The organism is Novipirellula artificiosorum (assembly GCF_007860135.1).
Lineage (GTDB): Bacteria > Planctomycetota > Planctomycetia > Pirellulales > Pirellulaceae > Novipirellula_A > Novipirellula_A artificiosorum.
This window is the reverse complement of record NZ_SJPV01000003.1, coordinates 262,260-277,514: the sequence shown is the minus strand read 5'-3', so window position 1 is coordinate 277,514 and position 15,255 is coordinate 262,260. Positions and strand designations below refer to the sequence as shown.

Here is a 15,255-nt window from a genome sequence, read left to right as displayed (position 1 = left end):
TTTTTGGAGTCGGATCGCTCGCGAACTCGTTCATAGTCATCAAGTCCGCAAATCGCGTGCTCATTGCTTTGATGTAACAGATCTCCCCCTCGCTTAACCGATTGTTGCACTTGTTTTGCAATGACTTGATTGACGGGTTTCAAGGGTCGCCGCGTTGTCTCAATCGTGAAACAGCTGAGTCAGTGTGACGACACTGATTCGTTCTGAAACCCCGTATTTTTGGGGGATTGGCGTTCTGGCACGGTGGATGCATCTCAAGCAGGTATTGGCAGACCTTACTGCTGATACTTTCACCTCCCAATGGATACTGAACATGAAACGTCTTTTCGCTATTGCTGCGATTGCTGCCGGAATAACCCTCTTCAGCTTCAACACTCAAGCTTCCGCTTATGACCACTACGGTGGGCATCACGGTGGAAACCATGGCAGTGCTTACAACAATTTCGGGCATGGAGGCTACGGGCACGGCAATGCTCATGCCTACAGACCGAACTACGGACACGGATCGCATTATGGCGGCGCGGTCTATGGTTCGGGGTACGGTTACCAACCGAGTTATCGCGGTGGGTATATTCAGAATCGTGGTTCGTATGGTCACGGCGGAAATTACGGACACGGCGGTGGACTGCACCTTGATGTCGGACGCTTGCACCTCGGTATTGGTGGCCACCACTAGTTCTTGTAAAAACGATGGCGTAAATCGGTTCACAATGGCTCCGCGAGTTCGCTCGCGGAGCCATTTATTCTTTAGGGTTTGGCAACCCTGAGTTGGTTCTTGACGCTGGTGACGCCTGGCGTCGTCGAGGCTATCGACGCGACGAACGCACGATCGTCGGACGTTGCGACAGAACCAATTAGTTCGGCGACACCCTGCGAATCGACGGCGACCTGCAGGTGTGGAAAGCCAAACCGTACGAGGGTCTTTATCAGTCGCTGTTCGATCGTGTTTTCGTTCACAACTGTTCCAGCCGTGAAAGCATCATTTCGCTGCCTTTAACAAGATTGCTTCATACCTTGCCCAACGTCGGAAGTTTCGTTTCATGATCCTCGCAACGAAGTAGAGAGCAACACCCGTTGCCAAGATGTAATACCACGCCATTTCAACAGCAATCGTGCCCTCTTGCATCCGGTGCATCAAGAATTCCAAACCAGGAAACGCAATCGCGATGACAGCGAATGCGGTCGATTCAGCACGAATGACCTTGGGCCAATTCATCAGTAGTTCGGCTTTCCGCCATCGTCTAAGCCGAGGCAGGACGGCGGGCGTCTTCGCTGCCCAGCGAACAAAATCCGGCCCGAACTTCCTCCTCAGGAACGCTTCTTCCGCAAACATGATTCGCTCGTAGTACAACGCAAATAATGCGATGAACAATGCAACGAGCCAAGGGGAACACGAATGCAAGACGATCCCGAAAGCGATCAAAAAGTTGCCTAGGTACAAAGGATGACGCAGCACCGAGTAGAAGCCTGATGTATTGAGTGTCTCAGCAATTTGCTCTTTGGTATTCCGTCCCGACGTTCCCTGCCCCGCATGTCCCACGGTATGGCATCGGACGAACAAACCTAGTAAGGAAAAGCAGAGGCTGATCATTCCCCAGGCGAAATGTAAACTCGGATTCGTTTCAATCGCCGGATAACGGATTGCTGCGACCACGACTAATGGTAGGAACACGAATGGCAGATAACTTCGCCATCGAAACAGCGAAGCACCGGAGCGTTCAAATTCTTCAATCAAAGGCATGACAGAATTTCCTGAAACTTGCAAGAAATATGAAAAGCAACCTCCGGCAATTGCGCGGTGGGCGACGCACCCGGAGACCTCGCCGCTCGCTACGATGCGCAACAAGCGAAGGGAGACTATCGCGGATCGAATTTCGATCCACCGTAAGGTAATCATGGCAAAAGCCGCCATGACTATTGTTACCAGGCCGAAACGCTTGGCGTTTTTCCGCTACAAGATGAGCCTATGCTAGTGATCGTGACCGGCGTGATCATGATCGTGCGCCAATTCGCCACGATAGGGCGTGCCGTTGATTGTCACCATCAGTTTCGGTGCCGCCGATTCATCGTCGATATGTCCGACCAACTCAGCGTCCAAAATCGTGAAGCGAGACGATTTGCCACTGGGGTCACCGGCGTCAGCAGACGCCGCGAGCTTGAATTGCTCGGGGGTTCCATCGTCCAACAGGTTGATTGTGACTTCCTTCGCATCGATTGGCACTGCTTCGGTTGCGGGGCCGTTCAAAATATAAATCGTTACGGATTTATCATCGTGAACGAGTTCTGCGTGGTATTCCTCGTTACCAAGTTCGATCAAAGAGCCATGATGTGGGCCTTCGGTTGGGTGAACGTGAACGTCGACCGTTGTTGGCGGAGGAGCGTCCATCGTGATTGATGAATCGTCCGTGCCAGCAGACGTCGTTTCGGATGTCTTGTCACCGCAACCTGACACGAAGACCGTGATTACAGCAGCGAAGAGAGTGTAGTGATAGGAACGCATTTGTTTTTCTCTTTGTAAAAAAAGTTGGGAGTCTGGGAGTTGGGCAATCTCCAATTTGCAATCTACAGTCATCAATTCCTTAGTGCTCGTGTTGGGTTTCAAAGCCATTCTGCTTCAGCCAACCCATCCACTGATCGGCGGTATTGTGATCGGCGACGTGGATGTCTCGCCATGTTGGTGCGCGAAAGCGAATGTCGCTGTGGTTACCGTGATTCTCGACGACAACCTCAACACCAATCTTCTTAAGCTGGTCCAACATCTGAGCCTCTTCAGCCGATCCGTTACCGTGCAACTGCTTCCACTTCACCATACGGAACTCGACCGCTTCGGGGCCTTCCGCGAAAGTGGGGTCCGCGTGCGAATGAGAAACGTCAAAGCCGGATGCCTTTAACCAACCTGACCACTGCTCCGCCATCTTGTGATCTTTCACCGCAAGTGTTTTCCACTGGGCACAGCGATAACTCACATCACTATGTCCCGCGTGAGAGCCTTGCTTGACCTCGCAGCCCATTTTCTTAACCGTCGCTGCATGTTGAGCTGCTTTGTTTGCATCATCAAAGTGCATCGCCTTCCACTCGGGCAAGTAATAGGCGAGTGACTCGCCACCGTGGTCGTGGTCACCATGTTCATCATGATCGTGGCCTGCATGATCGTGGCCCGCATGATCACCATCCGCATGATCGTGGTCATGTGCTTGGCCAAAGGCTTGACCACCAACGGTCGCCATTGCACCACACACCAAAATAGCCGCAAAACGTTTTACTATCTTCTTCATACTTCTTCTCCAAAGGGAAAGGAAAACTAAACTTCTTCTAACTCGATTTCACTGGACGACTCGCTCACAACGCTCGCCGCCGACTTCATTCCAAATAGCCAGAACAGCGCAGGATGAACAAAGAAGTCCAACATCGTTGAACTAATCAGGCCACCCAAAATCACTGTCGCCACTGGGTACAGGATTTCCTTGCCCGCTTCGCCAGCGGACATGACTAACGGAACTAGACCGATGCCGGACGTCAACGCTGTCATTAACACAGGCGCAAGTCGCTCTAGCCCAGCACGAATGATCATCGAAGTCGTGAATTGTTCACCTTCGTGCTCAACCAAATGCAAATAGTGTTGTAACAACAGAATGCCGTTTCGAGACGCGATGCCGGCCAATGAAATGAAGCCAACCATCGCTGCAATCGTCAATGTCTGGCCGGTCAATACCAATGCGGCTACCGAGCCAATGAACGCCATCGGTAACGCCGCCATCACTTGGAATGCTAAGTTGATTGAACGAAACAGAGTGTAGAGGACCATGAACACGCCAATCATCGACATGGCGAACAGTATCGAGATAATCCGACTGGCTGTTTTTTGGCTTTGAAATTGGCCTCCATACTCGACAAAATATCCGGTTGGCAAAGTCGCGACGATCGGCTTAATCATCTTCTGGATGTCAGTGACCACATCGACAACACCTCGCTCTGACACATTGCACTGGATCACTACACGCCGTCGCACGTTCTCACGATTGACGACGTTGGGACCACCCGATTCATAGATCTTCGCCAGACTCGTCAGCGGCACCATTCCGCCTTCGGGAACCTGGACCGACAACCGCTTTAGTTCATCAAGGTCTTCGCGATAATTCTCTTTCATGCGAACCAATAAATCGAAGGTGCGCATTCCATCAAGCACTTCGGAAACGACCTTTCCGTTCATGGCGGTTTGAATGTACTCGTTCACTTGAGCCGTCGTCAGTCCGTACTCCAGTAGCCGATCGCGGTCGAGCTCGATGCGCAATTGTGGGATGATCACTTGCGGTTCTACTAACGCATCGGTCACGCCGGGGACCAATTCCATTTCCGCCTTAATGATTTCTGCTTTCTGGCGCAGCAGGTCCAAGTCGTCACCATAGATTTTGATACCGACTTGTGCTTTGACGCCGGAAATCATGTGCGAGATCAGGTGAGCGATTGGTTGTTCGACCGCAGTCACGATACCGGGAATGTCCTCCATTGACTCGCGAATCTCTGTCAATTGCTCTTCACGCGACCTTGGCGAGTTCGGGTCCATTTCAATCAGCATTTCTGACATGTTCACGCCTTCGGCATGTTCGTCCAACTCCGCTCGCCCCGTCCTCCGAGCAAACCGCTGCACATCGTCGATCTGCATCAGTGCATCCTCGACCGTCTTGCCGATCGCGTTTGATGCTGCGAGTGACGTTCCAGGAGGCAGGACCACGTTCAACTGGATCGTTCCTTCATTGAAGGGTGGCAGAAAGTCTTTCTCCAATCGCGATGCGAATATGCCTGCAATCGCAACCATCAACAGTGTGACCAGCAAATTGAAACGCGGAAACGCTAAGCTGAATCGAATGACTTTGTCGGCCACCCATTTGAGACCTCGCAGAACAAATCCATCTTTGTCATGTTCGGTGCCTTTGCTGAGCCCCAATAGCCAATAAGACAACACCGGTGTGACGGTTAACGACACGATAAGAGACGACAAAATCGAGACGATATAGGCAACACCTAGTGGTGCGAACAGTTTTCCTTCCATGCCGCCAAGGGCGAACAGCGGAATGAACACTAGGATCACGATCATCGTGCCAAATACGATCGACCGACGAACCTCGGTACTGGCCCGGAACACGACCAGCAGGGGATTAAGCGGAGACCCGGCGGCGCGGTTTTCTTTCAGTCTTCTGAAGATATTCTCCACATCGACAATCGCATCGTCCACCAGTTCGCCCATTGCGACTGCGATGCCGCCCAGTGTCATGGTGTTGATCGACAAGCCGAAGATCGCGAAAACGATCGATGTCATCATCAGTGACAGCGGGATGGCAGTGAGTGTGATGAACGTGGTGCGCAGGTTGAGCAGGAAGAGGAACAGAACAATGACGACCAGAATTCCGCCGTCACGGAGTGCTTCGATAACGTTCTCGATCGCACGATCAATAAACGCTTTTTGCGAATAGACCGTCGACAATTGTGTTCCATGGGGAAGCGTCGGCTTGAGTTCCTCGATCGCCTTCATCACCTCGTTCGTGACCTCTCGTGTATCCGCACCGGGTTGCTTGTTGATCGTAAGCACGACCGCAGGACCACCGGACCAATTGGCGGCTGGGGATTGCTGATCGCCGATTGGAGATTGTGAATCGGAGCTTTCCAAATCTGCATTCTGCAATCTCAAATCTTCAATCCTAACGAAGGCGGAGCTGTCGCCTCGTTTGACTTGTGCTCCTTCGACGACGGCTGCGACTTGGGATAGTAAAACTGGGCGACGGTCTCGAATTTTGACGGGGACTTTCTTCAAGTCCTCGATCGTTTTGATCCGTCCGAGCGATCGGACTAGTAGTTCACTTGGGCCTTGTTGGTCTAGGTAGCCGCCGGTGCCGTTTTCGTTACTACTCGCGACCGCCGCTTCGATTTCTTGCAGAGTTACCCCGAGCCGCAACATCGCGTCAGGATCAACAAGCACTTGGAACTGTTTACGCTGGCCACCCATCGTGAAGACTTGCGAGACACCGGGAATCGTGAGCAAGCGTTGCCGAACGACCCAATCGGCGGTGGTTCTTAGTTCCATCGTGTCTACATTCGGATCGTCACTCCACATCCCAAGCATCAAGATCTGGCCCATGATTGACGAGACGGGGGCCAGTTGTGGAGCGATTCCGGCGGGCAGCCGATCTTGGATCATCTGCATTCGTTCGGCAACAATTTGCCGGTCGGTGTAGACATCGGTTCCATAAGCAAACTCGACATAGATAACTGAGATTCCCACGCCGGATGAACTGCGAACCGCTTCGACGCCATTCGCCCCGTTCATCGTCGTTTCGATCGGAAACGTAATCAGCGACTCCACTTCCTCCGGTGCAAGCCCTGGTGCTTCGGTCATGATGACCACTCGTGGGCGATTCAAGTCTGGAAAGACATCGATTGGCATAACCATCGTTTGCCAAGTTCCATACCCAATAAGGAATAGAGCGATTGCGATGACAAGCAGACGTTGGCGAAGTGCGAAGCGAATAACAGCGTTTAGCATTGGAGATAATTGATTGGAGATTGTTATTGGGTATCTTTATGGCTGGCAGTCTTGCGGGATGCGATCATCAATGGTTGTGCCCCGCGTGGGGATCAGCACCGCCTCCGGACTTGTTCTTCACGGCCATCTGCATCTGATGTGCGGATTTCAGTGCGATCACGTCGCCAGGATAGACCGATCCATCATTGGCGATCACTGCGGAGTTCTGGTCGCGATGCTTGACATGGACAGCAATGCGATCGAACCGATTGCCGTTTTGCTGGAACACAAACCAGTCCGCTCCGTCTTTCACAACGGCATCAACTGGAACCACAATCTCGTTCTCCCACTGTTCAACTGGTATTTGCAATTCAAGCCGTTGACCTAATCGATATTTCCAATCGAGATAGCGTTGCCCCTGGGCCGTCGTCTCATCACGGATAATTTCATTCGGCAACTCAACGAACACCGATAGCGTGCGAGAACTTGGATCAATCGCGTTAGCAACAAACGCTAGTTTCAACCCGCCAACCACTTCCGTTCCCGTGGCGTTGTTGAACACCGCATCAATCGGCCAGCCGCGTTTGACAGCTTCATTGATCGCTGCGATATCGTTCTCAAACGCCTTGCCCTCGATAAATAATTCGCTGTAGTCAGAAAGCGAGCAGAGCTTGTCGCCCGCAACCACCGCTTGGCCCTTGTGTACTCGCAGATCCTCAACCACCAAAGGACGATGTTCGTGACTGCCGGACGGCACAGTTGCTGGCGGTGCTGCGTTTTGGCTCGCGGGCATCGCAAACGCGACCGGACGCACAGGAACTTGGCTCAATCGTAACTCTCGGTCTTCTTCGACGTCATGATCATGGCGATCGATGTCAGGCACCACTACTTTCAACTCTTGCAGCAACCTGGCGTTGTTGCCGATCTGCTCAATCTGGCGATCCGATAAACCGTGCATCCGAAGTGCTTCACGTTGTGCCCGCAAAAATGCGTCCAACTTCTCTTTGGCGTAACGACGCTCCAACAGCGCCTTGCCGGAAACCGCACCGCTACGGGTCGCCTCTTCCAAGCGAACGATCTCGCGATTCTCAACCTCCAATTCGCTCAGCGTCTTGAGATACTCCGTTTGCTTGTCAACCAATTCTTCGTAGGTCAAACGCACTTCCATCAGCAATTCGCCCGGCATCACCGCTTGCCCAGTGACCGCATGCACGTGAGTCACTACTCCGTTCAGCGGCGATGCAACGACAACCTGGGACCGGCCTGGTTTTGCAACGATGACCGATGGCACCGTAATCGATCGACGGTAGGTCGAAAGCTCGATCGGTCGCAAGTAGTCCGACGTTAGGCCGAGATTCTTGATTGCCTGAGCCGTTAGGTTAAGCGACTCCCTAGCGACAGGTGCCGGCTCGGCATGGTCCGCATCATCACCGTGCCCCTCTTCTTCGGTTGGTGCACTGCGATGCGACATCAGTGTCGAATCGACCCAATTCGACAGTGGCGGCCACCATGTGTTGTAAGTCACACCCGCGACGACGACGGCGATCACACCGATGAAGAGCCGAATTGCGGGCCAAGGCAGTTTTGGAAATTTCCAACGCATCACATTTACTCAATGAAACGGGGGTGCAGCGAGACAGTTGCCGCCGCTCAATGAGCCGCAGCTAAAAGGATTTGTGGGTTTCGCCAGTACGAATGGCGGAAACCAAACCGATATGAAAGCTTGTAACCGTAGCTCGAACCCACAGAAAAGACCGCGCAATGGTTGCGGTGGCTCAAAGCCAACGCTACGAATGCATTCCAACTTTCCGTGACGGTAAATCTAGGCAGTAACGGAATGAATTCCGTTCTGCGAAGCTACAGCGGTAGCAAGAAGAGAGTCGCTCAAATCTGCCAAGATTGCAGATGAACGCAGTACTGTGACGAAGAAAGGCATGGCGTTTGGAACGACGATTCAACACGTTCGTCTATCACTCGCGACAACATCAATGTGTAGTCGTTCGCCACGCAGTATGCACCACAAAACGACAATTCGCCTAATAACGTTGACGCATCAACATTGAGGACACGAGAGCTTTCGGCAACGTAACTACAACGTGAACCGTTGCAATGATCGTCGTGATTGCAAGGCGACTCCGAAGCACAAACCGCTTCGACAGTACCTTCAACATCCGTCGCCACATCTACACCATCAAGGTCATCGGCGTCATGAGCGTCCGTGAGCAGATGAGTATGCCCACAATGAACATGAGCATGCGGATCTTGATCGACAGCCACCTGCTTCGTCTTGCTCGAACAACAATCGATCCCGGCAGCGTGCGAATGATGAGCGCAACAACCCAGCACCGCATGAACGGCAAACGCAATCAGCGTTAAAATGTGGGTGATTTTGGCAAACATGCGAGAAGTTGCAGGAAAAGCGTGAGAAAACAGGAACGGTATTGACCGAGTAACGTGAGTGAATTGTAAGCGTTAGATGCCTACGCCGCGTATTTATATTTACCCAGACTACGTAATCGGGTCAAGGGCAACCATTTCTTGAATGTATTATCAAGTTTACAATAACGGCACATTATTGTTGACTGAACGTCAGACCACGGAGGCTATCGTCGCCACTGTTGTCGATGACGGCGTCGAGTGCCCCGGTGAGCACGTATCCATCGACACGGGCACGGGCTTGACCGAGCAGCGATTGTGAGGAGATGTACTGCAAATTCGTGTCGAAGTAGGTGCGGCGTGCGACCAGGACTTGCACAAAATTGGTCTCACCTGTCTTGTAGGCTGTCTCTGCTAATTGCAGGCTTTCCGCTGCGTTTGGCAAAATATCTTTCGCATATTTCTCGACCGCTGCCAGCGAAGAATCGTAGTCACGTGAGACGGCACCGAGTCGGGCTTTGATCGAATTCTCGATCCGCTGTACCTCTTGTGCTGAACGCAATAGTTCGGCCCTGGCAGCGGCAATATTCCCTTGGTTCTTATTGAATACCGGGATGGGTGCTCCGATTTGCAAGTTAATCAATCCAGAATTTGTCGCATTATCGACGCCAGCAGCCAACTGGACATCTAGGTTCGGAATCGGTTGGACGCATTGACGTTCAAGGTTCGCTCGTGCTTGGCTGACTCGCGTTTGGGCCGCCTGATATTCAGGACTTGAAGCGATAATCGTGGATGCTAGCGTTGACCAATCCAACGTCGTTGCTGATTCAGGTAGCTCGCCCAATAATCGTACTGGCGTCATTTGTGGACTACCTGCCAATGCCCCAAGCTCTCGCCAAGCAGCCGCGTAACTCACCTCGGCTTGCTGTAGTGCCAACTCAATCTCGTTCTTCTGAACCTTGGCTTGAAGCACATCAAGTTGCGACCCTTCGAGTGCTTTCTTGCGAAGCTCGGCCAACTCGAGTCCTTTGTCGACGACCGACAAGAAATCACGAATCTGTTCAATACGTTCCTGGGCCGCCAGTGCATCGAAGAACTTAACGTGGATATCGGTTGTAACTCGGTACTTCTGAGCTTCGAGTTGCAGCAGTTGGGCTCGCAACGCTTCATTTAGCACACACCGATTCAGAGCGAGCTTGTCACCGGTAATGATCGTTTGAGAAATGAAGACTGTGTGCTGATCCGTCCCTTGGTCAGCTAATTGGTTTGCTTGGTAACCGATACTTGGGTTCGCTCGCAAACCAACTTGGGTGCGGAATCCAGCGGCCTTTTGTGTTGTCGCGACCAACTCCTGGATCGTCGGATTGTTGCCCAAAGCAAGTGCCTCAAAATCGGCCAACGTCATCGCTGCAACACCCGATTGATACTCCGACGACGGTATCCCACCGAAGTCACTCTCCGTAGGAGCTGCAAACCGAACAGCAGCATCCTTCACTTCCCCGCCTGTCATGTCCTCCAGCTTTGAATCGACTAACGACATCTCATCGAAGACGACTTGCTGAATCGCTGGTGAACTCGGCGCAGGTGGAGTCTGCGCGAGCGAGTCCACACCGTTGGTCGGATTGTAATCGTACAGAGCCGAGAAATGCCGCGTCGTTGAGCAGCCGGTTACTCCGACGGTCGTTGCAAGCAAAAGCAATCGGGCAAAGTGTTTGCGGCGGATAGGAATCATAAGAACACCAATATGAAGACAGTAAAGACCTAAAGCGTTTCCTCGGGCCCTTTCATTTTCGGCGATCGAATGTGCCTGTAATGCCCATAAAAACGGTTGTGACAGATAATTGTCGATCAAAACCGCGTCAGATCGATATAACCCTGAGAGTCCAACAAGACCCCTCCTTCAATCTACACAGAAACCCCCAATTCGGATGGCATAAGATGGGTGATTTGATATAATTCAAACACTCTTCGATCGCTTCGCTTCTCACCTCATACAAGGAACCAGTCCATGCTAGTTCGCATGTTCACCTGCTGTATCGTCGCCAGCATGTCCGCGATTTCCGGTCAAGCCGTAGCTCAAGTTCATCTGCACGGCGGGCATGTTCAGCCACACATCGACCACCATGACCATGTGATTCAGGATTCACACGGTCACAACATCGGCGTCCAACATCACGATGTTCTGCATGGCGGATCACACGGTATCGGCTCGCCCATTATCAGTGGCGGACACATTGACCATCACGATCATGTGATACAAGATTCGCACGGGCACAACATTGGAGTCCAACATCACGATGTTGTTCACCAGGGTTGGTCACACGTCGTGCCAAGCAACATTCACGGTCATTCGCCGGGCCAGTACTACGTTCAAGGCAACCAGTACTTCTACTCGCCGTCACCTGCGGCCGTAAACGGAGGACGTTATACGAGTGCCAAGCCAGCGGTCGTCCCCTTCGGTGGATTCAATCAGACGGAAGACCTTTCAGGGCGACTTGAAACACTGCTTAACGACTTGCTTCTCGACTTGCATTACAACTATCGACACAATCGCGGGTTCGCCGAAACCTACGGCGAGGCATACCAATTGCTTGATGTTGCCAAGTACATCCACGCTGCAGAGCACAACAACGACCGTCAGGCGATGCGTTCAAAGCTAGGTGGAACGGATCAGTTGTTTCATCATGTCCAAGAAGATGTGCGAGGATGGTCACGCCATCACCAACGCCAGATTGGTCAACTTGGCATTATCACGAAAATGGAATTGATCGAAGCAACACTTCATCACTTGATGAACGACGTTGGAGTCTCCGGTGCAGAAGGTGGTCCTCAGCAAGCACCGCCACCAGCCTCTGGACCGGAACAAGCTCCACCTCCACCCGGATACTCTACACAAGGAAATGCGTCTCTTGGGCACTCCGCTCCACCACCGACGCTACCTTGATTCTGATCCGCACGGGCTCGGGCGCCGTTGACAGTAAGATTAACCGCCGTTTGAGAAAACGGCTTGACCTCATGCTGTTCATTGCAATAGTTGAACGGTCAGTTCCCGACAATTTCTCATAGAGGCAATTCAAATGAACAGAATCATCATGACCACTGGATTCTTTACGGTTGCCTTCGGCTGGTTGTCGGCGACGGTTTCAGCTCAGCATTTTGGGCATGACCATTCAAGCTATGATTATTACGGACACGGTGGCTACTACGGCCACAGCAATCATCATGGCGGCCACAGCCATTACAATCACGGTGGATATCCCGTGGCTGACTACTTGACATACCCTGTACATCCGCCCGCCTACATGTACTCTGCTCCCGCATACACCGGTCCAGCGTATATGCATGAACCATCAAGCGAGTATTATTGCCCTGATTCTGGCTACTGCCCGCAAGCCGCATACGGAATCGGCGAACAATACGCACCGCTGCAATCGCATGGCCAACCGCGCGACCACGCTTACGGACAATCGCAATCGCCGAACGGTCCATTCCACGCTGGACATGATCACTCTGGTCACGATCATTCCAATCGTAGCGACGCCCACGCATCTCCGTCACAACCGCAGGACCGCAGCTACGTTCCCGCACCTTCGCTGAATCAAGCCCCACGGATCCAGGCTTCCCCGCCGCGACAGCCCACTGGCGATGCCGGCACTCGCCAGTACTTGCCAGACTCTCAGTCAAGCGAGCCGCACCGCACCGAAGCACCGATCCAAATGGACGGACCGCCACCGACATTTTGACTCGCGAAAAACATGAATCCGACGATGACGCCGTGCTTAAGCAGATTCACGATCAATTGAACCAAACGCCAGGATATGCGTTCCAGGTTAACTTCGACTGTCGCCAACATTGATGTCAAAGCGTCTGCCATCAGTGACCGTGTCCGACGTGAGCCTCTTCAGCGAATTCGCCTGCGTACGGTGTGCCTGCGACAACGTCGGTTAATGTTCCAGCGTACTCCTGAGCAATGCCCAGCTTCTCATGCGTACCGACGAACCGCGATGCTTTACCATCCGACTCGCCCTCGTGTGGAACGGCCCTTAAGACAACCTGCATTTCCGGAGCGGTGATACTGAGTTCAATCTCCTCCGCGTCGATTGGCACTGCGGATTTTTCGTCAGCCCCAAGGACATAAATGGTCGCGGTTTTTCGTGATCGACGGTGAATTCGACGTGATATTTTCCGCCGCCCCAATCGGCCAGAGTTCCGTCATGAGGGCCAACTCCGTGTGCGCCATGAGCATGCCCTTCATCGCCAGCATCATGTTCATGCCCATGGTCACCAGCGGCAGAAGTCTCTGGTGCGGTTGGTGCCACCGACTCTTGTTTGCAACCAATAAAGGAAATCAAAGCAAGAAGGGAGAAAGCATTTTTGATTGGCGGTTGAAGATTGTGGATGCGGTCATGGAAGTTTTCCATATCTAGGTTTATGAAACTGAAGATCTTTACCAAAATATTGCGATTGGAAAACCAGAAGCAAAGATCGCAACCCTGGGTAAAATGATACCACTATCAGCAACCACTTTGCCTGGACGCTGATGGATCTATTTGTTGGAAGTGACCACAACGACACGTCAAACTATGCTGCTTGTCGGGATAATCCTGCGGCATCCATCTGGCTGGTTGGCTCGGGACGCTTTGCAATGGAGTTTTACGACCAACCTTCCGATACTCTGCATTAAGGCATTCACAATTGACGTAGCGATTATCGCGTTGGCACGGACGTCAGCGGGGTCGGTACGGAATTCGTTTCCCGTTTGTTGAATGGATGCCATGAAAAGCCAAGCCCTTTGCTTGACAGCCTGTGTTTGTTTGTTGCCTCTGGGCTGTGCGCGGCTCGGCAAGTCGATTAGTCAGTCACCACTGCCCGTGTCCCTGGAAGTGAGAGCCAGTGATCGTCTTGATTCGGGGGTGCAAGCCAAAGTGGACGAGAGTCCTTCTTCTGAGGTGACGACGGTCGCCTTCACACAGATCGAAGACGCTGAGTCCACTGAGCAGGGATTGTCGTTGGAGCCGGTTGCGATTCCTCCGTTCGATGCACCTGTGACGTTGTCTGACACGATGGAAATCGTGAATCCCACTGCTTATACGCTCGTCGACGTCGAGCAATTGGCACTCGCCAATAATCCCGCGATCGCTGCGGCCAGTGCAACGGTGAGCAAAGCAGCAGGGCTGCGTCAACAAGTCGGCGCACTTCCAAACCCGTTGCTCGGTTACTTCGGTCAACAAATTGCCGACCGGAATACCGATCAGCATGGACTGTTTATTGAACAAGAGTTCGTTCGCGGTGACAAGCTGGAAATCAATCGGCAAGTTCTCGGACACACTCAATCGGCTCAGCAAGCGGAGATCGAAACTCAGCGATATCGTGTGCTAACGGATGTTCGTGTCCGATTCTTTGAAGCCGTAGCCGCTCAACAGCAGTTCGAAATTACGACCGAGTTTGCGAAGACGGCACGACGGGCGGTTGAAGCTGCTGAGCAGCGTCAAGAAGCAGACGAAGGCACGATGATCGACACATTGCAGTCGCAAACGTTGCTGAGCGAAGTCACTCTGGCCGCGGAGCAGGCTGAAGTCATGTATCGTGGCGCGTGGCGAGACCTTGCAGCGATCGCTGGCCTGCAGGTCGACACCCCGGTTCGTTTGTCAGCGGACTTGAATGTCCCCAGCGAGACACCTGACTGGCAAGTTGCTTTCAGCGAAATTGCCATGCAAAGCCCAGAGCTAGCGGTCGCTCGGGCGCTGGTCTGTGAGAAACAAGCGTTGCTGAAACGTCAACAAGTACAATACATACCGAACGTCACTGCGCAATTGGGCGCGGGGTACGACGATGCCACGAACCACGGGATGTTGAACGTCCAATTATCAGCACCGATTCCTGTTTGGAATAAGAATACGGGAAACATTTCGGCTGCCTATTCTGACTATGTCCGAGCAACACAAAATGTACTGCGGGTTGAACAGTCGATCCGTTCGAGACTCGCTCGTACGGCACAAGACTACGACGCAGCGATGGCCACAGTGAGAAAATATGATAATGAGATCCTTCCACAGGTTCAAAAGAGTCTCGATCTATCCGAACAAGCCTACCGTGCGGGCGAACTCAACTTTCTTCAAAGCCTCGTGATCCGTCGTAGTTTCTTTGACTCGTCGATTCGACTGGTTCAAGCAAAAGGAAGACTAGCCCAGGCCGCCGCGAAGGTTGACGGACTGTTGCTTACGGGAGGTCTTGAGGCACCGACGGACTACACCGACGGTGACGGCATCCGAGGCCAAGCGTTTAGCGGACAGTGATTTGATTGATTGTTCTCGCTTTGAGAAAACGTTCGTTGGGGGAGGACATGCGGTTGCGTTGCATGA

14 protein-coding genes are annotated in these 15,255 nt (G+C 52.6%); 5 read left to right on the top strand and 9 right to left on the bottom strand.

Annotation, left to right across the window (positions count from 1 at the left end; translation table 11 throughout):
* Window positions 1–313: 313 nt before the first annotated feature.
* Window positions 314–676, top strand: a complete 363-nt coding sequence (locus tag Poly41_RS10625; RefSeq protein WP_146526187.1) for a hypothetical protein — start codon at window positions 314–316, stop codon at window positions 674–676.
* Window positions 677–747: 71 nt separating this feature from the next.
* On the opposite strand, the gene Poly41_RS10620 is transcribed toward Poly41_RS10625, so the two are convergent.
* The 8 genes from Poly41_RS10620 to Poly41_RS10585 form a co-directional block, all read right to left on the bottom strand.
* A complete protein-coding gene (locus Poly41_RS10620; RefSeq protein WP_146526186.1) occupies window positions 748–957 on the bottom strand; it encodes a BON domain-containing protein in 210 nt (69 codons plus the stop codon).
* Window positions 958–979: 22 nt separating this feature from the next.
* A complete protein-coding gene (locus Poly41_RS10615; RefSeq protein ID WP_146526185.1) occupies window positions 980–1,741 on the bottom strand; it encodes a methyltransferase family protein in 762 nt (253 codons plus the stop codon).
* A gap of 228 nt (window positions 1,742–1,969) precedes the next feature.
* A complete protein-coding gene (locus Poly41_RS10610; RefSeq protein ID WP_146526184.1) occupies window positions 1,970–2,500 on the bottom strand; it encodes a hypothetical protein in 531 nt (176 codons plus the stop codon).
* A 79-nt stretch (window positions 2,501–2,579) separates the two neighbouring features.
* On the bottom strand, window positions 2,580–3,275 hold the full coding sequence (locus Poly41_RS10605; RefSeq protein WP_231615571.1) for a hypothetical protein: 696 nt from the start codon (window positions 3,273–3,275) through the stop codon (window positions 2,580–2,582).
* Window positions 3,276–3,301: 26 nt separating this feature from the next.
* Window positions 3,302–6,538, bottom strand: a complete 3,237-nt coding sequence (locus Poly41_RS10600) for an efflux RND transporter permease subunit (protein WP_146526183.1) — start codon at window positions 6,536–6,538, stop codon at window positions 3,302–3,304.
* 67 nt (window positions 6,539–6,605) lie between these two features.
* Window positions 6,606–8,120: an efflux RND transporter periplasmic adaptor subunit gene (locus Poly41_RS10595; protein WP_146526182.1), complete on the bottom strand. Its 1,515-nt coding sequence runs from the start codon at window positions 8,118–8,120 to the stop codon at window positions 6,606–6,608.
* A gap of 281 nt (window positions 8,121–8,401) precedes the next feature.
* Complete coding sequence (locus tag Poly41_RS10590; protein WP_146526181.1) at window positions 8,402–8,917, bottom strand: hypothetical protein; 516 nt, start codon at window positions 8,915–8,917, stop codon at window positions 8,402–8,404.
* Window positions 8,918–9,089: 172 nt separating this feature from the next.
* On the bottom strand, window positions 9,090–10,625 hold the full coding sequence (locus tag Poly41_RS10585) for a TolC family protein (protein ID WP_146526180.1): 1,536 nt from the start codon (window positions 10,623–10,625) through the stop codon (window positions 9,090–9,092).
* A 276-nt stretch (window positions 10,626–10,901) separates the two neighbouring features.
* Here Poly41_RS10585 and Poly41_RS10580 point away from each other — a divergent pair, with 276 nt between their 5' ends.
* Both Poly41_RS10580 and Poly41_RS10575 read left to right on the top strand, forming a co-directional pair.
* On the top strand, window positions 10,902–11,837 hold the full coding sequence (locus tag Poly41_RS10580) for a hypothetical protein (protein ID WP_146526179.1): 936 nt from the start codon (window positions 10,902–10,904) through the stop codon (window positions 11,835–11,837).
* A gap of 133 nt (window positions 11,838–11,970) precedes the next feature.
* The gene (locus tag Poly41_RS10575) at window positions 11,971–12,636 is read left to right on the top strand and encodes a hypothetical protein (RefSeq protein ID WP_146526178.1); all 666 of its coding nucleotides are present in this window, start codon (window positions 11,971–11,973) and stop codon (window positions 12,634–12,636) included.
* Between the two features lie 130 nt (window positions 12,637–12,766).
* Here the strand turns inward: Poly41_RS10575 and Poly41_RS34820 are convergent, their stop codons facing one another.
* Window positions 12,767–13,000, bottom strand: coding sequence for a hypothetical protein (locus Poly41_RS34820; RefSeq protein ID WP_231615570.1), 234 nt, complete (start codon window positions 12,998–13,000; stop codon window positions 12,767–12,769).
* A 131-nt stretch (window positions 13,001–13,131) separates the two neighbouring features.
* Here Poly41_RS34820 and Poly41_RS34815 point away from each other — a divergent pair, with 131 nt between their 5' ends.
* Complete coding sequence (locus Poly41_RS34815; protein WP_231615569.1) at window positions 13,132–13,320, top strand: hypothetical protein; 189 nt, start codon at window positions 13,132–13,134, stop codon at window positions 13,318–13,320.
* Between the two features lie 348 nt (window positions 13,321–13,668).
* Entirely contained in the window at window positions 13,669–15,189 is a 1,521-nt protein-coding gene (locus tag Poly41_RS10565; protein WP_231615568.1) for a TolC family protein, read from the top strand.
* Window positions 15,190–15,255 lie beyond the last annotated feature (66 nt).

Coding starts and splice junctions, on each gene's coding strand:
- Poly41_RS10610 (WP_146526184.1), bottom strand. CDS start 2,500: ATGCGTTCCTATCACTACACTCTCTTCGCTGCTGTAATCACGGTCTTC.
- Poly41_RS10580 (WP_146526179.1), top strand. CDS start 10,902: ATGCTAGTTCGCATGTTCACCTGCTGTATCGTCGCCAGCATGTCCGCG.
- Poly41_RS10590 (WP_146526181.1), bottom strand. CDS start 8,917: ATGTTTGCCAAAATCACCCACATTTTAACGCTGATTGCGTTTGCCGTT.
- Poly41_RS10595 (WP_146526182.1), bottom strand. CDS start 8,120: ATGCGTTGGAAATTTCCAAAACTGCCTTGGCCCGCAATTCGGCTCTTC.
- Poly41_RS10605 (WP_231615571.1), bottom strand. CDS start 3,275: ATGAAGAAGATAGTAAAACGTTTTGCGGCTATTTTGGTGTGTGGTGCA.
- Poly41_RS10565 (WP_231615568.1), top strand. CDS start 13,669: ATGAAAAGCCAAGCCCTTTGCTTGACAGCCTGTGTTTGTTTGTTGCCT.
- Poly41_RS10575 (WP_146526178.1), top strand. CDS start 11,971: ATGAACAGAATCATCATGACCACTGGATTCTTTACGGTTGCCTTCGGC.
- Poly41_RS10585 (WP_146526180.1), bottom strand. CDS start 10,625: ATGATTCCTATCCGCCGCAAACACTTTGCCCGATTGCTTTTGCTTGCA.
- Poly41_RS10615 (WP_146526185.1), bottom strand. CDS start 1,741: ATGCCTTTGATTGAAGAATTTGAACGCTCCGGTGCTTCGCTGTTTCGA.
- Poly41_RS10625 (WP_146526187.1), top strand. CDS start 314: ATGAAACGTCTTTTCGCTATTGCTGCGATTGCTGCCGGAATAACCCTC.
- Poly41_RS34815 (WP_231615569.1), top strand. CDS start 13,132: ATGAGCATGCCCTTCATCGCCAGCATCATGTTCATGCCCATGGTCACC.
- Poly41_RS10600 (WP_146526183.1), bottom strand. CDS start 6,538: ATGCTAAACGCTGTTATTCGCTTCGCACTTCGCCAACGTCTGCTTGTC.